This is a genomic window from Streptomyces sp. NPDC005722 (assembly GCF_040630935.1).
In the GTDB taxonomy this organism is placed as follows: domain Bacteria; phylum Actinomycetota; class Actinomycetes; order Streptomycetales; family Streptomycetaceae; genus Actinacidiphila.
In genome coordinates, this window is record NZ_JBEXYN010000022.1 from 15915 (window position 1) to 32286 (window position 16372).

A 16372-nucleotide genomic window follows, 5' to 3' on the forward strand; every position below is an offset into this window, starting at 1 on the left:
GCAGTGACCGACGGTTTCGACTTCCTGAGCCCGGGCGCGCAGATACCGCTGAGCGGTGTCGACGGCCAGACGGGGGCCACCCAGGCGCTCGCGTCGGCCGCGTACCGCGACAGCCCCCTGGAGGCCCTCTCGGCGGCCGACGAGGGCATGTCGTCGGTCAAGGAGCCGAAGGTCAAGCTGCTGCGGGCGAACCTGGGCGAGGCCTTCGCCCGCGCCGTGCAGAACCGGATGCTCGGCGCCAAACGCAACGAGCTGGTGCAGTCCTTCGGCGCGGAACCGCAGACCGTCGTCGAGCACTGCCTGGCCGCCAACCGGATCCGCCAGGAGCGCGACAACAAGCTGACGGCGGTCATGGCCGTGTTCGGCCTGCTCTTCCTGCCCGGCATGCTGATCTGGCTGGGCGCCTTCCAACTCCGGGCCGTCGTGCGGAAGTCCGAGGGTTCCCGGGCCGGGCTGCTCGGCTCGGTGGTACTGGTCGTGGTCGGCTTCTTCGCCGTCCTGTTCGTCCTCAACCCGCCGCTGACCGGCTTCTGGTCGCAGTACCTGCGGGTGATGATGGTGGCGCCGGTGCTCGGCTGGTTCTGGGCCAAGAGAATCTGCGAGCAGACCGCCAAGGACCTGCGCGACCGCTGGGCGGGACTGGTCTCCGGCAGCGGCGTGGGCGCCAAGATCCCGGAGGCGGTGCCGCGCAACCCCAACCAGACCAAGGCCGAGACCCTGCGCCAGAACCTCGCCAAGCTCTCCGCCGAGCAGCGGAGCAACGTGGTGTTCTACGCCGGGCCCAAGGGCGTGCTCGGCATGGGGGCCCGCTGGGGCGCCTGGCGCATGGCCGAGGAACTCACCCCGCGCGAGGGCCTGAGCGAGATCCACCCGTTCCGCAGCTGGGACGTGATCAAGGCGATCCACGGCCGGCTACGCGACCTGCAGCGCGGCCCGCTGCACACCGGCGGCTTCCCCAAGCCCATGGTGCAGCACTGGGTCGTCTCCCACGTCGGCGCGGGCGCCAAGAAGATCACCCGGCCCACCGGCTCGAACGTCGACGGCTACACCGTCCGGGACTTCGAGATCCAGCGGATCTGCAACGAGCAGCAGTTCGACAAGGGCGACCGGCACTACCTGGGCGTGCAGTTCGTGGTCTGGGACGGCCAGCTGGTGATCACCATGATGGTCACCGTGACCGTGCTGGCGAGCACCCTGCGCGTCGAGGTGACCGGGCACGTCCTCGGGCCCGTGCACGGCCTGTTCACCACGGCTCCGGAGGCCAAGGAGAAGGAGGTGGCGCACCCCTACAAGTTCTGGGAGACCAAGAAGGTGCAGCTGCCCCTCGTGGCGAGCGACGAGGTCGTCCGGCTCGCGGCCCGCGCCCCCCTGACGCGGTTCCCCACGATCCTCGACCACCTCGGCGGCAAGATCGCCCTGCCCGAGCCCTTCGGCTTGCGGCACAGCTGGGCGTCGGCGCCCTGGACGAACCGCTTCATGGCCGACGACGCGCTGCGCGCCGCCACCCCGGTGCTGCGCGCGGTGCACTCCGCGACCATCACCGTCATGAGGGAGAACGGGGTGGACGTCGAGAGGTTCGACAACCGCTCGTCCATCCTGAGCAACATGGTGCAGGACGCCTCGCCCAGCGAGGCCGACGTCTACTGACGCGCCCCGCCGCGGGCCGGCCCGGTCAGCCGGCCGGCCAGGCGTCGGCGAGCATCTTGCGGGTGTCGGCGAGGAGCTGCGGCAGCACCTTGGTGTGGCCGACCACCGGCATGAAGTTGGTGTCCCCGCCCCAGCGCGGCACCACGTGCTGGTGCAGGTGCGCGGCGATCCCGGCACCGGCCACGGTGCCCTGGTTCATGCCGATGTTGAAGCCGTGCGCGCCCGAGGCCGAGCGCAGCGCGACCATGGCGCGCTTGGTGAACTCGGCGAGCTCGGTGGTCTCCGGCCCGTCGAGGTCGGTGTAGTCCGCGACGTGACGGTAGGGCACCACCATCAGGTGGCCGCCGTTGTACGGGTAGAGGTTGAGGACCGCGTACACGGCGTCGCCGCGCGCGATGACCAGCCCGTCCTCGTCGCTCATCTCCGGAATCACGCAGAAGGGGCAGCCGTCCCCGGCCCCGGGGCCGGTCGGCTTGTTCTCGCCCTGGATGTACGCCATGCGGTGCGGCGTCCACAGGCGCTGGAACGCGTCCTGCGTCCCCACTCCGTTCTGCAGTTCCGGCTCACTCGTCATGCCTTGCAGCATATGGCGTCGTCGCGGCCCTGCGTGTCGCCGGGGGCACACCCGGCCGCGGGGCACGATGCTGGCCCCATGCCCATGGATGAGGAGCGGCGGCTGCGGGAGTGGGAACGCCGGGGCAGCGTGCCGCTGTCCGTCGCGTCCCTGGTGTTCCTCGTCACGTACGCGGTGCGCGTGCTCGCCCCGGACCTGCCCCCCGGCTGGTCGGACCTGCTGCTCCTGATCACCGTCGTGACCTGGGGGTTCTTCGTCCTGGACTACCTGGTGCGGGTGGCCGTCGCACCGCACCGGTGGAGTTGGGTCCGCCGGCACTGGCTCGACCTGGTCGTGGTCGTCCTGCCGCTGCTGCGCCCGCTGCGCCTGCTGCAGATCTACGGGAGGGTCCAGGACCGCCACATGCAGCCGCGGATCTCCCTGGAGGCCCGGGTGATGTCCTACGCGGGGCTGAGCGCGCTGCTCCTAGGCTTCGCGGCGAGCCTGCAGGTCTACGCGGACGAGCACGACGCCCCCGGCGGGCAGATCCGCACCTACGGCGAGGCGGTGTGGTGGCTGTGCTCCACGATCACCACCACCGGCTACGGCGACGTGGTGCCGGTGACGGTGCGCGGGCGGGTCATCGCGGTGGGCGTGATGTTCCTGGGCGTCGTCCTGATCGGCGCGGTCGTCGGCTCGTTCTCGGCCTGGCTCACCAAGAGCTTCCGCCGCGCCGACGAGCGGCCGGACGCGGACGGGCCCCCGGAGGGCTGACCTCCGGGGGCCCGTCGCCGTGCGTCGTGGCGGCGGATCAGACCTGGACGCGGTCCGCGACGGCCTTGGCGATCTCGGCGATCGCCTCCTCGCGCGGGATGCCGTTCTTCTGCGAGCCGTCCCGGTAGCGGAAGGAGACCGAGCCGGCCGCCATGTCCTCGTCGCCGACGATGACCATGAACGGCACCTTGCTCCGCTGCGCGTTGCGGATCTTCTTCTGCATCCGGTCGGCGGAGGCGTCCACCTCGACCCGCAGGCCCTGCTTCCTCGCCTCGGCGGCGAAGTCCTGCAGGTAGGACACGTGCGCGTCGCCGATCGGGATGCCGACCGCCTGGACGGGGGCCAGCCACGCCGGGAAGGCGCCCGCGTAGTGCTCGAGCAGCACCGCGAAGAAGCGCTCGATGGAACCGAAGAGCGCACGGTGGATCATGACCGGGCGCTGCTTGGTGCCGTCGGCAGCCGTGTACTCCAGGTCGAAGCGCTCGGGCAGGTTGAAGTCGAGCTGCACGGTCGACATCTGCCAGGTGCGGCCGATGGCGTCCTTGGCCTGGACGGAGATCTTCGGGCCGTAGAACGCGGCGCCGCCCGGGTCGGGGACGAGCGGGAGGCCCTGCTTCTCGGCCACCTGCCGCAGCGTCTCGGTGGCCTCCTCCCAGATCTCGTCGGAGCCGACGAACTTCTCCGGGTCCTTGGTGGACAGCTCCAGGTAGAAGTCGGTCAGGCCGTAGTCGCGCAGCAGGTTGAGGACGAAGGTGAGCGTCTTGTCGAGCTCGTCCGCCATCTGCTCCTTGGTGCAGTAGATGTGCGCGTCGTCCTGGGTGAAGCCGCGGGCACGGGTGAGGCCGTGCACGACGCCGGACTTCTCGTACCGGTACACGGTGCCGAACTCGAACAGGCGCAGCGGCAGTTCACGGTACGAACGGCCGCGCGCGTCGAAGATCAGGTTGTGCATCGGGCAGTTCATGGGCTTGAGGTAGTAGTCCACGCCCTCGTCGAGCTGCATGGGCGGGTACATGCCGTCGGCGTACCAGTCCAGGTGGCCCGAGGTCTCGAAGAGCTTCCCCTTGGTGGCGTGCGGGGTGTAGACGAACTCGTAGCCCTCCTCCTCGTGCCGGCGGCGCGAGTAGTCCTCCATCACCCGGCGGACGATGCCGCCCTTGGGGTGGAAGACGGCCAGGCCCGAGCCGATCTGCTCCGGGATGGAGAACAGGTCGAGCTCCGCGCCGAGCTTGCGGTGGTCGCGCTTCTCGGCCTCGACGAGGAAGTCCAGGTACTCCTTCAGCTCGTCCCGGGACGGCCAGGCGGTGCCGTAGATGCGCTGCAGCTGCTTGTTCTTCTCGCTGCCGCGCCAGTAGGCGGCGGCCGAGCGCATCAGCTTGAACGCCGGGATGATCCGGGTGGTGGGCAGATGGGGACCGCGGCAGAGGTCCTTCCAGCACAGCTCGCCGGTCTTGGCGTCCAGGTTGTCGTAGATGGTCAGCTCGCCGGCGCCGACCTCCGCGGAGGCGCCCTCGGCGGCCTCGGCGGCGGAACCCTTGAGGCCGATCAGCTCCAGCTTGTAGGGCTCGTCGGCGAGTTCCTCACGGGCCGCGTCGTCGCTGACGGCACGGCGGGAGAAGTGCTGGCCGCGCTTGACGATCTCCTGCATCTTCTTCTCGATGCGCTTGAGGTCGTCGGGGTGGAAGGGCTTCTCGACGTCGAAGTCGTAGTAGAAGCCGTCCTTGATCGGCGGGCCGATGCCGAGCTTGGCCTCCGGGAAGAGCTCCTGCACGGCCTGGGCCATCACGTGCGCGGTGGAGTGGCGCAGGATGTTGAGGCCGTCCTCGCTGGCGATCCCGACGGGCTCGACCTCGTCGCCGTCGGCGACCTGGTACGCGAGGTCCTTGAGCTGGCCCCCGACGCGCGCGGCGACGACGGTGCGGTCGCCGTCGAAGAGCTCGGCCGCGGTCGTGCCCGTCGTGACCAGCCGCTCTTCCTGCTCCTCGGAATCGCGTTTGATGATCACACGGACGTCTGACACCGGTCTCTCCTGACGTATGTCCCACTGGGCCCGGCAGCGGAAAGCTGCACCGCTGAATCCTACCGAGCCGCGCGGGTGCCCCGCGAAGCGATGGCACCCGGCGGCGCGGCCGCCGTCCGTGGGCGCCCCGGTCAGCCGCCGAAGGAGTCCTCGAAGGTGTCGACGCCGCCGTGCAGTGCCTTCAGCAGCCGGTCGCGGTCGGCCTCGTCGACGTGGACGGGGGCGGGGGCGGACGGGTGGGTGAGGTGGCGGAACCCCGTCCGCCGCTCCAGCCGCCCGGAGAGCCGGACGGGCAGCCCCACCAGGTGTGCCTGGGCGGCGATGCGGTAGCCCTCCTCGGGCAGCCGGACGCGGATGTGGCGGACGTCGGCGCCGGCCAGGACGCGCAGCCGGATGGTGCCGCCCCCGGAGGGCCGCGGCCGGCGGAGCCGGGTGACGGTGCCGGTGACGCGTACGTCGACCGAGGGTTCCTCGCGCACGTAACGGTCACTGGCGGCCTCCAGCGCGGGGAGGTCGCCAGGGGAGAACTCGACCGGCTCCGGTACGGTCGCGAACCCCGCGGGCGGCCCGGCCGACGGTGACCAGGCGAGGGTGACCGCCACGCCCTCCGTGCCGCGCACCATCCGGATCAGGGAGTCGGCCAGTTCGTGGCAGACGCCGAGGCCGACGGCGGCGTCGAAGGCCTCCATGCCGCCGGTCGTCCGCTGGTAGTCCACGGCGTCCCGGGTGGCCTGCAGGGCGCGCAGCAGCGTGGTCACGGTGGCCCGGCCGTCGGGGACCGGCGCGTACGCGGTGAGCTGGTGCCCCGGCGCGTCGCCGACCAGCACCCGCTCCAGGAAGGCGTCGGCGTGCCCGGTGTGCCGCGCGCCGAAGTAGCCGAAGCGGTCGCGTTCGGCGCGGGCGGCGGACATCAGCATGGCGCGGGCCGCGGCCCGCAGTTGCTCCGCCGCCGTCCAGGGCACGGCCGCGCCCGCGGCCGGCGGCGGCTCGCGGTGCCAGCGGACCTCGTCGCCCGGGACGGCGAGCGCGGTCAGCACCTCGCGCGCCGACGGCTCGCCGCAGCGGGCGAGGGCGTCCAGGGCCTCGCCCAGCAGCTCGGCGTGGTCGGCGTAGCGGGCGCCCGAGGTGCGCCGTTCGGGCACCAGCAGGCTCGTACGGGCGGCGGATCCCGGCTCGCCGGGGGGCGTCCAGCGTGTGTAGCGGCCCGGGGCGCCGCCGCGCCGCCGCCAGCCGTGGCGGACGAGCAGCGCGACGAGGACACCGGGGTCGACGCGCTCGGGGTCGGGCGGGACGAGTGCGTCGTCGGCCGTCCGGCTCATCAGGGCCTCCCTCCCGCCCCGACCCGCGTCATGATCTCGCACAGGGCCCGGTCGTCGAAGATCCGCGCGGTGGGTATCCGCACGGTGGTCTTGCGCCGGCCGGTCACCGCCTGGCCGGCCAGGTTCGTCCAGTAACAGCAGTGCCGCAGTTCCAGCCGGTCGTGGCCGGCACGCAGCCACTCCTCCTGGGTGCGCGGCACGAGCATCACCACGAGGATCTTGTGCACCGAGACCGGGTTCCGGGCCAGCTTCACCAGGTGCTCGTTCTCGAGCGTGAAGGCGAAGGTCGGTCCGGGGGGCCGCGGGGCCACCTGGTAGGTGCACTTGAGCTGCACCTTGATCGTTACCTCGTCGTCGACGTCGTGACCGTGCGAACTGTGGCTTATGTGCCAGTCGATGCCGTTGTCCGGGAAGGGCTGGGCGAGCGAGCAGCCGGCGGCTGCCGCCACCGCGTGCAGGTATCCCACCTGGAGGGTTTCCATGCAGCTGGTGGTGGCGAGTCCGCCGCGCAGCGGTGCGTTCCGCTCGGACAGCAGCCCACCCGGGCCGGGCTGCTCGAGCGCCATCGCTCTCCGTGCCTTTCCGGGCCCGGGAATCCTGGCGATCCCCGTTGACTTCTTCATCCCCACCAGCGACAAGTCGCAAACCGTTGCGGTTCGGTGACGTGCGGTCACGGGTACGTACCGTGAGGGGGCCGCCGGCCGCCCACATCCTGCGATCCGCACGGGAGGTGCGCCATGCCGCACTGGTACGACGGCCCGCTGGCCGCCTTCGACACGGAGACCACGGGGGTCGACGTGGAGCACGACCGGGTCGTCTCGGCCGCGTTGGTGGTCGAGGACGCCCCCGGCACACCGGCCAGGACGACCCGCTGGCTGGTGGACCCGGGGGTCCCGGTGCCCGAAGGGGCCCGCGCGGTGCACGGGCTGGACGACGACTACCTGCGGGCCAACGGACGCCGTCCAGGCCCGGTGGTGGAGGAACTGGCACGCGCGCTGGCCGACCAGGCCGCGGCCGGCGTGCCGCTGGTGGTGATGAACGCGCCCTTCGACCTGACGCTGCTCGACCGGGAGTTGAGGCGCCACCGCGGCATGGCGCTCGACGCCTACCTGGTCCGCGGCCCGCTGCGCGTCCTCGACCCCCGGGTCCTGGACAAGCACCTCGACCGCTACCGCAAGGGCCGCCGCACCCTGACCGACCTCTGCGCCCACTACGGCGTGACGCTCACCGACGCCCACGACGCGGCCGCGGACGCCCTCGCCGCGCTCGCCCTCGTACGGGTGCTGGGGCACCGCTTCTCCGCGCGGATAGGCGAGGTGCCACCCACCGAACTGCACGCCCGGCAGGCCCTCTGGCACGCGGGCCAGGCCCGGGGGCTGCAGGCGTGGTTCGCCCGCAGCGGCACCGACGACCGGGTCGACCCGGCCTGGCCGCTGCGGCCGTCGCCGGTACGGGCCCCGCAGGAACCGGCGGCCTAGGCCCGGCCCAGCCGCGGACGACGAAGGGGCCGGTCCTGATGGACCGGCCCCTTCGTGAGGGTGGGCGATACTGGGATCGAACCAGTGACCCCTTCGGTGTGAACGAAGTGCTCTCCCGCTGAGCTAATCGCCCGGGACGACTGAACAATACAGGGCGCGGGCGGCTGCGTTCAAACGGCTTGCCCGCCGGGTGCGCCCTCCGCGCGCAGCCGGGCGGCCAGGCCGCGCCGGCCCTGCCGCATCATCAGGGCGTGGTTGGCCCGGAACAGCGGCCGGCACGGCACGGCCAGCCGCCGCATCAGCGGCTTGTTGACGACCACGTCCTCCTCGAAGAGGAGCCGGGTCCCGCCGCCCGCGCCGTCGGCGCCGTCCGCGCCGACCGTCCAGCGCACCCACCCCTCCAGGTCCCCGTACATCGCCGCCTCCAGGACCCGGGCCCGCGGGTCGCGGCGGGTCTGGTGCGCGGTGACGAACAGGTCGTACGGCAGGACCGAGCGGAAGCGCAGGGTGCCGGCGGTCTCGCCGGTCTGCCGCACCTCGCGGACCTGCGGCCACCAGGCCGGGTACTCGTGCGGGCGCTCCAGGAGGCCGTACACGGCCTCGGGCGGGGCGGCGATCCGCCACAGACTGCGGAAGCGGTAACGGCTCCAGTCCATGAGGCCAGTGTGCGTACTCAGCACGGATCTGAGTACCAGCGCGCATGCCCGGTCGTGTGCGCCGCGCCACACTCCGAGCCATGGAGACGATGCCCCCGCCGCACGACCGCTGCCCCGCGTGCGGCGCCTACCTGCCCGCGACCGCACCGCCCGCCTGCCCGCGCTGCGCGCTGCCCCTGACCGGGCCGGTCGCGGAGGAACTGCGCGAGACCGACCGCGCGCTCCTGCGGCTGGACGCCGAACGCGGCCGTCTCCTCCTGCGGCGCGGGCAGTTGCTGGCGCAACTGCGGCCGCCGTACCCCCCGGCGCCGTGGGGCGCGGGGGCGGGGACGCCGTGGGGTGCCCCGGCGCGGCGCGAGACCTCGCCGCGTGCGGTGCAGAACCTGCTGCTCGCCCTGGGCGGCGTGCTGCTGGCGGTCGCCGCGGTCGCGTTCACCGTCATCAGCTGGGGCCGGCTCGGCATCGGTGGCCGCGCCGCCGTCCTGGGCGCCCTGACGCTCGCGGCGACGGGCGTCCCCGCGCTGCTGCTGCGCCGCACCATGACGGCGACGGCCGAGGTGGTCGCCTGCCTCGGCCTCGTCCTGCTGCTGCTCGACGCCTACGCGCTGCACCGCGTGGCCTTCGGCGGCGTCGACGCACTGCGCTACGCGGCGGTGTCGCTGGCCGTCGTCGGCGCCCTCTGGGCCGGGTACGGGAAGGCGCTCGGGCGGCTCGTGCTGCCGGTGCCCCTCGCCGTGACGACAGGTCAACTCCCCCTGGTGCTGTGGGCGTCGGCGACGGGGTCGGCGTACGGGATCGCCGCGGCCCTGCTCGTCACGGCCGCGCTGGACGCGGCCGGCGCCCTCCTGGCCGGCGGGCGCGGGACGCGGATCACCGCCGCCGTCGCCGGCACTGCCGCCGGTACGGCCGGACTGCTCACCGCGGGCGGGCTCTCCGTCTCCGCAGGCGACGGCGGCTCGGCACTGCGGGCCGGCGCGCTGCTGCTGGGCGCCGCGGCGGTGGCGCTCGCCGTCGCCCTGCGCCGGGCCGTGCCCACCGCCGTCTCCGGGATGCTGTCCGGGGTCGCGGCGCTCGCGTTCGTCGGCGCGGCCGGCGGGGTCGTGCGGACCGCCGTGACCGCCGACTGGATCGTGCCGGGGTACCTGCTGTGCGCGGCGCTCGTCCTGGGCGTCGCCGCCTTCGCCGTCCCGGCCCGGCTCCGCCCGGTGGCCGCGGGTCTCGCCGCCGGTGCCGCCGCGGTGCACATCCTGGCGCTGCTGTGGGCGCTGCCTCCGCTGGCCGTGGGCGTGCTGACCCCGGACGCGTGGGAGGGGCCGTACAGCGCCGTCGCGGTGGCCGGCCTGCTCGCCGCCGAACTGGCCGCGGCGGCACGGCTGCACCGCGGCACCCCGTACGCCCCGCTCGCCGCCTCCGGCGCCCTGGTGACGGCCGCGGCCGCCGTGTGCGCGCCCGCGCCGTTGCCCGTACGCCTCGTCGTCGTGGCCGCGCTGCTCGCCCTGTCGGCGCGGGCGCTCACCTGGACCGCCCTGGCCGGCGCCTGCGGGCTCGCAGCGACGGCCGTCGCCTGGGCGCACCCGGAGCGCACGACGACGCTCACGGTCCTCGCCGTGCTGCTGCTCTGCTTCGGGGCGCTGTACGCCGTGGCGTCGAGCACCCGGGTGGTGACCGCGCCCGCCGTGGTCGCCTGCGCGGCGGGCCTCGCCTGGACCGGACTGCCCGTCCACGCGGCCGCGTTCACCCTCCTCGCGATGGCCGCCGCCGCCCAGGCCGCCGCCCTCCGCGCCCCCGGCCGCCCCTTCGAGCACCCCGGCCACGCCGCCGCCCTCCTCGGGATCGGCCTCACCGCCGACGACCCCGGGACCCTCGCCCTGTCCCTCGCCCTCGCGGGCGTCCTCACCGCGGCCGTCGCCGCGCTGCGGGCCGACCGGCGCCGGCTCGGGTACGTCGCGACCTGCCTGATGATCGCGGCCAGTTGGGTGCGCCTCGCCGCGTCCGACGTCGGGGCCCCGGAGGCGTACACGCTGCCCGTCACCGCCGCCGCCCTGGCCGTCGGCTTCCTGCGGCGGCGCCGCGACCCCGCGTCCTCGTCCTGGGCCGCCTACGCCCCGGGCCTCGCGGCGACACTCCTCCCGAGTCTCGCCGCCGCCTGGGGCGACCCCGGCTGGGTCCGCCCCCTCGCCCTGGGCGCGGCCTCCCTCGCCGTCCTGCTCCTCGGCGCACGGCACCGGCTGGCGGCGCCGCTCCTGCTGGGGGCGGGCGTGCTCGCGCTCGACGCGCTGCACGAACTGGCGCCCTACGTCGCCCAGGCCCTCGGCACGGTCCCCCGCTGGGTGCCGCTCGCCCTGGCAGGCGTCCTCCTGCTGGCGGTCGGCGCGACGTACGAACGGCGCCTGCGCGACGTACGCCGCGTCCGCGACGCGCTGGGACGACTGCGGTAGTCATCGTGCGAGGGGGGCGTGGTCGCGTGCGTGACGCACTGGTACAACGGCGGCCGTGACCGGACACGCGCGCCCCAGGGAAGACACGCCCACCTTCAAGGCCGTCCTCCTGGACTGGGTGGGAACGCTCATCGTCCCCAAGTGGGGCCCCGAGCACGGCGCTCCCAAGGGCGGGCCGTGGATCGAAGGGGCGTTGCGGCGCCTCGCCCGGGACACCTCGCCGGCCGAGGTCGGCCGGATCAGCGCGGCACTCGCCGCGGCGATCGGGCGGCCGGAGGTGGCGCGGGCGATGACCGGCGCGGACGCGTCCGTGGAGACGTACCGCGCCGGGTTCGCGCGCTGGGCCTCGGCCGCGGGTGTCGACGAGCCCCTGAGGGACGCCCTGTACGACGAGCTCGCGCGGCCGGACGTCGGTCTGTTCGCGGCGGACGTGGAGCGGACGCTCGCGACCCTGAAGGCCGCCGGGGTGCGGGTGGCCGTGGTCAGCGACGTCCACTTCGACATCCGGCCCTGGTTCGTGGAGGCCGGCCTCGACGGCTGTGTCGATCGGTTCGTGCTGTCCTTCGAGCACGGTGTCTGCAAGCCCGATCCCGCCCTCTTCCGGCTGGCGTTGGACGGGATCGGGGCGGGCCCGGGAGAGGCGCTGATGGTCGGGGACCGCTCCGCCTACGACGGTGCTGCGGTCGAGGCGGGCATCGCGACGCTGCTGCTCCCGCCCCTCACCGAAGCCACCGAGGAGCGCCTGCACCTCGTGCTCGCGTCCTGCGGCCTGCCGCGGACCCGTCCGGAAACCGCAGGGGTCCGCTGAAATCCTTCGCGGGCCGGCACAAAGGGAGCGCAAAGCTCCAGAAGATGCGGAGGCGCGCGGCCTCGTCCCAATTCCGGGGGAGATTGCGCATGAATTGCGCCACGGGAAAGAGGAAGAACGCGTCGGCGGTGACGAATTCCCGCTACGGCGACGGAACGTAACGGTCGGTCAGGCCGCGGGTTGCTCCCCGGCGCCGGCCTCGGGGCCACGGCTCAGGCGCGGCCCAAGCGGAGGCCGGCGGAAGGCCGGTCCGCGCACACGAACGCCGCCGCTTCCCCGCCGGGACGGTCCGCGGCGGCCCGGGGCGTCGTCGGGTGCTCCGCGGGCGCACACACGACAAGGGCCCGGAAGCCGTTGCCGACTTCCGGGCCCTCGGTCGGGGTGGGCGATACTGGGATCGAACCAGTGACCCCTTCGGTGTGAACGAAGTGCTCTCCCGCTGAGCTAATCGCCCTGGTGCGGGGACAACATTACCGCATGTCAGCGGGTGCCCCCGACCACCTTCAGTGCAGGTCGGCCTTCCAGGGCATCACGAAGCCGAAGCGCCACACGTAGTACCCCAGCAGCACGCCGATGATCACCAGCCCGATGACGGTCAGCGTCACGTTCCGCCGCCGCACCTTCGGGTCGAGCGCCTTCTGTGCCGCCTCCGTCACCTTCCGCTTCGTCCAGCGCAGGACCAGCTGGGCCCAGACGAACTCGGTCGCCCAGACCGCCATGCCGGCGAAGATCACCACCCAGCCGGGCCCCGGCAGCGGGAGCAGGACGACGCCCGCCCCGACGATCGCCAGACCCACCAGGAAGACCCCGACCTGCCAGCTCACGTGCAGTGCGCGGGAGCGCCGGATGAAATGCGGCGCCCTCGACCCCAGCGGGCGCTCGGAGCCCTCAGGCTCAGTGTCCCCGCCGTCCCCGTTGTCGACGGCCGCGGGATCCATGGCCACAGCCACCTCCCGCTCGTCACTCTCCGCAGTCATGTTCCCAAACTTACCCGAAGCCACCTCGTCACCGGAATGGCTCGCCGGGGAGGAAAAGAACTCGGCCGGACGAGGTACCGGAACCCTCACAAACCCGTCAGAGGGGTTTACAACGTCCCCGCAGGTGGCATGTCGATTTCGCCGACGTGCGAATCCCCGAGCGCACACTGAGCGAAAGGCCCTGGCGCTTATGAACACCACGGTCAGCTGCGAGCTGCACCTGCGCCTCGTTGTGTCGAGCGAATCGTCACTGCCCGTACCCGCGGGCTTGCGGTACGACACGGCCGATCCCTACGCCGTGCACGCCACCTTCCACACCGGTGCCGAGGAGACAGTCGAATGGGTGTTCGCCCGCGACCTGCTCGCCGAAGGTCTGCACCGGCCCACCGGCACCGGCGACGTCCGGGTCTGGCCGTCCCGCAGTCACGGCCAGGGCGTCGTGTGCATCGCCCTCAGCTCTCCGGAGGGGGAGGCGCTGCTCGAGGCCCCGGCGCGGGCCCTGGAGTCGTTCCTCAAGCGGACCGACGCCGCGGTGCCCCCCGGCACCGAACACCGCCATTTCGACCTGGACACCGAGCTCTCGCACATCCTCGCCGAGAGCTGAGTCCACCGACCGTCCGTCGCCGTACGCATCTCGGGGGTACGGCGCGGACCCGACCTGCCGGAGCCGTCGTCGGGGAGCAGCACGCTCCACGACGACGGCTCTCGCGCTACAGTCACCGGAACGCCCGACCCACCAGGCCAGGGAGAGAGCGATCCCGTGCTGATCAACCATGACACCAGGTGCGCACTCGACTGCGTGGTGGATCTCATCAACACCACTCCGGAGAGTGACGGGCGCGAGGGTCTGGCCGACCTCGCGGCGCTGCGCGCCTTCGTGGAGCGCAACGAGGTCAGCGAGGTGGGAACACTCGACGAGGACGACCTCGTCGCGGTACGCGCCGTCCGGCAGCTCTTCGCCCAGGTCTTCTCCGCGCCCGGCACGCCCGAGGCAGCGGCACTGATCAACTCGCTCGTCGCCGAGGCCGGCACCACGCCCCGGCTGACCGACCACGACGGCTACGACTGGCACGTGCACTACTTCGCCCCGGGCGCCTCCCTCGCCGAGCACCTGGCCGCCGACTGCGGGATGGCCCTGGCCTTCCTCCTCGTGGCCGGGGAGCGGGAGCGGCTGCGCCGCTGCGACGCCCCGGACTGCCGGCGCGCCTTCGTCGACCTGTCACGGAACCGCTCGCGCCGCTACTGCGACAGCCGCACCTGCGGCAACCGGCTCCACGTCGCCGCGTACCGGGCGCGCCGCCGGGAGGCCGTCGCCGTGCCGGCTCAGAACGGCCAGAGGTCGTAGATCCCGCCCAGGGCGAGCAGACCGCCGATCACGGTCAGGAACAGCATCAGCGGCGGCTGGGAGAGCGCGAACAGGCAACCGCGGGGCTCGTCGTCGTCTGCTTCGGCTTCCATGGCCTTACGGTGTGCTGGGAGGGACGCGAACTCGCACAACCGTACGCCCCCGGACACGCCAAATCCCGCTCAGGGGGCGGTAGTTGAGGTCCGCCACGGCGATGATGACGCAACGTCGCCACCCCCTGCCACCAACACGCCGCTCAGATGCCCCTGCGCTTGAGGATCTCCTCGATCTCACCGAATTCGGCCAGGTCGGGATCGGTCTTCGCCTTCTTCGGGACCGGTTTCTTCCCCTGTGCCAGAGCGGGCGCCCCCGCCCCCGCACCGGCCCCCGCACCCGGCGCGACCGCCCGGCCCGCCTTCGGCTCCGCGACGCCCTTGCGGCGCCGGGCGACCCGCGCGAGGACGTACAGCACCACCGACAGGGCGAGCACGGCGAAGCCCGCCCACACCGAGGGCTTGAACACCAGGTCCACGGCCCAGTCGGCGACGGCCCGGACGACGGTCCCGGCCAGCGAGACCAGGCCCGTCATGTACAGGCCGACGGGCAGCAGCGCCACCGCCGCGATCATCGTCGCCCTGCGGAACCTGCGCCGGTACGCGGTGAGCAGGGCGATCGCCAGGCCCGCCGCGGACAGCGCGACACACACGGTCGAGGTCAGCATGCGGAGCTCCTCCGAAAGGGTCTGCTCGCTCCATCGTGCACCCGTCGCCCACCTGCGGGCCACGGCCCGGCGGCAACCTCAGGGTGATCTCCGGGACGGCTCCTCCCCCGGTGGGAGACTGACCCCATGAACGAAGCGACTCCCCGCACCGTCGTCCTCGAGTACTGGTGCGAACTCCAGTGCCCCGACTGCGCCACCGCGCTCACCGACCTGCACGCCCTGCGCGAGCGCTACGGCGACGCCCTGGAGATCCAGCTGCGGCACTTCCCCCTGGAGAAGCACAAGCACGCCTACGCCGCCGCCCAGGCCGCGGAGGAGGCCTTCGCCCAGGGCCGCGGCTGGGAGTACGCCGAGGCGGTCCTCGCCCGCACCGAGGACCTCGGCGAGCGGGGCGAGGCGCTGCTGGTCGAGATCGCGGCCGGTCTGGGGCTCGACGCGGAGGAGGTCGACACGGCGCTCGTCGACGGGCGGCACCTCCTCGTCGTCGACGCCGACCACGCCGAGGGCAAGGCCATCGGCGTCACCGGCACCCCCACCTACGTCATCTCCGGCGAACGCCTCGACGGCGGCACGTCGCAGGAGGGCCTCCGCGCCCGCATCGAATCCCTCGCGGACGCCGCCCTGGGGCGCTGACCATCCCGCGCACCTCGTCCGGCCGCCGGTCGCCCGGAGGGCCGGAGGGGGTGCGGCAGGGCGCCCCGCGGACGGGCGGGCGGGGTGCCCGCCCGAAGGCGCAGCGCACCCGCACGCGACGACGCGCCTCAGCCACACCCACCGCCGCTCAGAGCAGCGGCTTCGCCAGGTGCACCTCCGTCACCGCGTACCCCAGCGCCCCGTAGAGCGCCTGCGCCGCCTCGTTCCCGGCGAAGACGTTCAGCCCCAACCACTCCAGGCCCGCGGCCACGCACTCCCGCTCGGCGGCGAGCATGAGGGTACGCCCGTGGCCCCGCCGGCGGTGGGCCTCGGCGACGTGCACGTGGAGGACGAACCCCGTGTCCTCGTCCCTGCGCCCCACCCACAGGTCGCCGACCGCCTCCCCGGTCCCGCCGTCCTCCAGCACCCTCAGCACCGCACCCGGCGTCGCGAGTCCCGCGGTGAGGGCGGCCCGGTCGTCCGCCTCGGCCTTGGCGAGGGCCTCCGCCTGCGGCACACCGTGCCGCGTCCAGGACCGTACGTACTCCTCCCGCTTGCGGGCCGCCCACCCCGGGTACTCCGCCTCGGTCATGGGCCGCACGACACTGCCCTCCGGCAGCGCCGGCGGCACGTCGGGCAGCGCCTTGAGCATGGTGCGGTTGCGGACGACGTAGCCGAGCACGCCCGCGAGCCGGAGCGCGGCCGTGTCCTGCGTCCGCACCGAGACCTCGATGCGGCGGCAGCCCCAGCCGCGCAGGACCTCCTCCGCGGCGAGCGCCGCGACCGTGCCGCGGCCGCGGCGCTGCTGGTCGGGGTCGACGCGCAGCGCGACGATGCGCCCGGCGGCCGGCCCGAACCGGGCGTCGGTGGACAGGGTGGTCTCCCCCACCGGGCGCCCGTTGACGCAGACGTGGAAACGGCGGGCGCGTACTCCGCCGCGCCAGCGCTGCTCGGGCTCGGCCGGGCGCAGGGTGGTGGTCATGGTGTGGAGTTCTACCGGGTC

The 16372-nt window shown here is 73.4% G+C and carries 17 protein-coding genes, 2 tRNA genes and 1 pseudogene; 8 read left to right on the top strand and 12 right to left on the bottom strand.

What is annotated here, in order from left to right; all coding sequences use genetic code 11:
* Positions 1 to 3: 3 nt before the first annotated feature.
* Positions 4 to 1647, top strand: a complete 1644-nt coding sequence (locus ABZ479_RS23965) for an AbeC-like domain-containing protein (protein WP_500463489.1) — start codon at positions 4 to 6, stop codon at positions 1645 to 1647.
* Between the two features lie 25 nt (positions 1648 to 1672).
* Here ABZ479_RS23965 and ABZ479_RS23970 read toward each other — a convergent pair whose 3' ends face one another.
* Positions 1673 to 2233, bottom strand: a complete 561-nt coding sequence (locus tag ABZ479_RS23970; protein WP_499603387.1) for an HIT family protein — start codon at positions 2231 to 2233, stop codon at positions 1673 to 1675.
* A 66-nt stretch (positions 2234 to 2299) separates the two neighbouring features.
* On the opposite strand from ABZ479_RS23970, the gene ABZ479_RS23975 reads away from it, so the two are divergent.
* Positions 2300 to 2974 carry a potassium channel family protein gene (locus tag ABZ479_RS23975; protein ID WP_500463490.1) on the top strand — a complete coding sequence of 225 codons (675 nt, stop codon included), beginning with the start codon at positions 2300 to 2302 and terminating at the stop codon, positions 2972 to 2974.
* A 37-nt stretch (positions 2975 to 3011) separates the two neighbouring features.
* Here the strand turns inward: ABZ479_RS23975 and thrS are convergent, their stop codons facing one another.
* From thrS to ABZ479_RS23990, 3 genes are all read right to left on the bottom strand, one after another.
* The gene (thrS, locus tag ABZ479_RS23980) at positions 3012 to 4994 is read right to left on the bottom strand and encodes a threonine--tRNA ligase (RefSeq protein WP_500463491.1); all 1983 of its coding nucleotides are present in this window, start codon (positions 4992 to 4994) and stop codon (positions 3012 to 3014) included.
* A gap of 131 nt (positions 4995 to 5125) precedes the next feature.
* Positions 5126 to 6313: a hypothetical protein gene (locus ABZ479_RS23985; protein ID WP_500463492.1), complete on the bottom strand. Its 1188-nt coding sequence runs from the start codon at positions 6311 to 6313 to the stop codon at positions 5126 to 5128.
* Positions 6313 to 6879, bottom strand: a complete 567-nt coding sequence (locus tag ABZ479_RS23990) for a DUF4365 domain-containing protein (RefSeq protein WP_499603391.1) — start codon at positions 6877 to 6879, stop codon at positions 6313 to 6315. The genes ABZ479_RS23985 and ABZ479_RS23990 overlap by 1 nt, the downstream gene beginning before the upstream one ends.
* A 171-nt stretch (positions 6880 to 7050) precedes the next feature.
* On the opposite strand from ABZ479_RS23990, the gene ABZ479_RS23995 reads away from it, so the two are divergent.
* Complete coding sequence (locus ABZ479_RS23995; RefSeq protein ID WP_500463493.1) at positions 7051 to 7791, top strand: exonuclease domain-containing protein; 741 nt, start codon at positions 7051 to 7053, stop codon at positions 7789 to 7791.
* A 61-nt stretch (positions 7792 to 7852) separates the two neighbouring features.
* On the opposite strand, the gene ABZ479_RS24000 is transcribed toward ABZ479_RS23995, so the two are convergent.
* Both ABZ479_RS24000 and ABZ479_RS24005 read right to left on the bottom strand, forming a co-directional pair.
* A tRNA-Val gene (locus tag ABZ479_RS24000) sits at positions 7853 to 7924 on the bottom strand.
* 37 nt (positions 7925 to 7961) lie between these two features.
* The gene (locus ABZ479_RS24005) at positions 7962 to 8447 is read right to left on the bottom strand and encodes an SRPBCC family protein (protein WP_500463494.1); all 486 of its coding nucleotides are present in this window, start codon (positions 8445 to 8447) and stop codon (positions 7962 to 7964) included.
* 80 nt (positions 8448 to 8527) lie between these two features.
* On the opposite strand from ABZ479_RS24005, the gene ABZ479_RS24010 reads away from it, so the two are divergent.
* Both ABZ479_RS24010 and ABZ479_RS24015 read left to right on the top strand, forming a co-directional pair.
* The gene (locus ABZ479_RS24010; RefSeq protein ID WP_500463495.1) at positions 8528 to 10885 is read left to right on the top strand and encodes an SCO7613 C-terminal domain-containing membrane protein; all 2358 of its coding nucleotides are present in this window, start codon (positions 8528 to 8530) and stop codon (positions 10883 to 10885) included.
* Positions 10886 to 10940: 55 nt separating this feature from the next.
* Positions 10941 to 11693 (top strand): HAD family hydrolase, encoded by a 753-nt coding sequence (locus ABZ479_RS24015; RefSeq protein ID WP_500463496.1) that lies wholly within the window; start codon positions 10941 to 10943, stop codon positions 11691 to 11693.
* Here ABZ479_RS24015 and ABZ479_RS24020 read toward each other — a convergent pair.
* The 3 genes and pseudogenes from ABZ479_RS24020 to ABZ479_RS24030 all read right to left on the bottom strand — a co-directional run.
* Positions 11680 to 11832, bottom strand: a pseudogene (locus ABZ479_RS24020) (carbohydrate ABC transporter permease); the annotation flags it as partial. The gene ABZ479_RS24015 and the pseudogene ABZ479_RS24020 sit on opposite strands and share 14 nt — an antisense overlap.
* A 243-nt stretch (positions 11833 to 12075) precedes the next feature.
* Positions 12076 to 12147, bottom strand: a tRNA-Val gene (locus ABZ479_RS24025).
* Positions 12148 to 12196: 49 nt separating this feature from the next.
* A complete protein-coding gene (locus ABZ479_RS24030; protein WP_500463497.1) occupies positions 12197 to 12670 on the bottom strand; it encodes a TIGR02611 family protein in 474 nt (157 codons plus the stop codon).
* A 190-nt stretch (positions 12671 to 12860) separates the two neighbouring features.
* On the opposite strand from ABZ479_RS24030, the gene ABZ479_RS24035 reads away from it, so the two are divergent.
* On the top strand, positions 12861 to 13274 hold the full coding sequence (locus ABZ479_RS24035) for an SsgA family sporulation/cell division regulator (protein WP_003959770.1): 414 nt from the start codon (positions 12861 to 12863) through the stop codon (positions 13272 to 13274).
* 156 nt (positions 13275 to 13430) lie between these two features.
* Positions 13431 to 14015 carry a CGNR zinc finger domain-containing protein gene (locus ABZ479_RS24040; protein WP_499603398.1) on the top strand — a complete coding sequence of 195 codons (585 nt, stop codon included), beginning with the start codon at positions 13431 to 13433 and terminating at the stop codon, positions 14013 to 14015.
* Here ABZ479_RS24040 and ABZ479_RS24045 read toward each other — a convergent pair.
* Positions 13994 to 14128: a hypothetical protein gene (locus tag ABZ479_RS24045; protein ID WP_499603399.1), complete on the bottom strand. Its 135-nt coding sequence runs from the start codon at positions 14126 to 14128 to the stop codon at positions 13994 to 13996. The two genes, ABZ479_RS24040 and ABZ479_RS24045, sit on opposite strands and share 22 nt — an antisense overlap.
* 143 nt (positions 14129 to 14271) lie before the next feature.
* Entirely contained in the window at positions 14272 to 14736 is a 465-nt protein-coding gene (locus ABZ479_RS24050; RefSeq protein ID WP_500463498.1) for a hypothetical protein, read from the bottom strand.
* Positions 14737 to 14862: 126 nt separating this feature from the next.
* Between ABZ479_RS24050 and ABZ479_RS24055 the strand changes: the two genes are divergently transcribed.
* A complete protein-coding gene (locus tag ABZ479_RS24055) occupies positions 14863 to 15369 on the top strand; it encodes a DsbA family protein (protein ID WP_499603402.1) in 507 nt (168 codons plus the stop codon).
* Between the two features lie 148 nt (positions 15370 to 15517).
* Here the strand turns inward: ABZ479_RS24055 and ABZ479_RS24060 are convergent, their stop codons facing one another.
* Positions 15518 to 16351 carry a GNAT family N-acetyltransferase gene (locus ABZ479_RS24060; RefSeq protein ID WP_500463499.1) on the bottom strand — a complete coding sequence of 278 codons (834 nt, stop codon included), beginning with the start codon at positions 16349 to 16351 and terminating at the stop codon, positions 15518 to 15520.
* Positions 16352 to 16372 lie beyond the last annotated feature (21 nt).

Coding starts and splice junctions, on each gene's coding strand:
- ABZ479_RS23990 (WP_499603391.1), bottom strand. CDS start 6,879: ATGGCGCTCGAGCAGCCCGGCCCGGGTGGGCTGCTGTCCGAGCGGAAC.
- ABZ479_RS24035 (WP_003959770.1), top strand. CDS start 12,861: ATGAACACCACGGTCAGCTGCGAGCTGCACCTGCGCCTCGTTGTGTCG.
- ABZ479_RS23970 (WP_499603387.1), bottom strand. CDS start 2,233: ATGCTGCAAGGCATGACGAGTGAGCCGGAACTGCAGAACGGAGTGGGG.
- ABZ479_RS24050 (WP_500463498.1), bottom strand. CDS start 14,736: ATGCTGACCTCGACCGTGTGTGTCGCGCTGTCCGCGGCGGGCCTGGCG.
- ABZ479_RS23975 (WP_500463490.1), top strand. CDS start 2,300: ATGCCCATGGATGAGGAGCGGCGGCTGCGGGAGTGGGAACGCCGGGGC.
- ABZ479_RS23985 (WP_500463492.1), bottom strand. CDS start 6,313: ATGAGCCGGACGGCCGACGACGCACTCGTCCCGCCCGACCCCGAGCGC.
- ABZ479_RS24010 (WP_500463495.1), top strand. CDS start 8,528: ATGGAGACGATGCCCCCGCCGCACGACCGCTGCCCCGCGTGCGGCGCC.
- ABZ479_RS24060 (WP_500463499.1), bottom strand. CDS start 16,351: ATGACCACCACCCTGCGCCCGGCCGAGCCCGAGCAGCGCTGGCGCGGC.
- ABZ479_RS23995 (WP_500463493.1), top strand. CDS start 7,051: ATGCCGCACTGGTACGACGGCCCGCTGGCCGCCTTCGACACGGAGACC.
- ABZ479_RS24045 (WP_499603399.1), bottom strand. CDS start 14,128: ATGGAAGCCGAAGCAGACGACGACGAGCCCCGCGGTTGCCTGTTCGCG.
- ABZ479_RS24030 (WP_500463497.1), bottom strand. CDS start 12,670: ATGACTGCGGAGAGTGACGAGCGGGAGGTGGCTGTGGCCATGGATCCC.
- ABZ479_RS24005 (WP_500463494.1), bottom strand. CDS start 8,447: ATGGACTGGAGCCGTTACCGCTTCCGCAGTCTGTGGCGGATCGCCGCC.
- ABZ479_RS24055 (WP_499603402.1), top strand. CDS start 14,863: ATGAACGAAGCGACTCCCCGCACCGTCGTCCTCGAGTACTGGTGCGAA.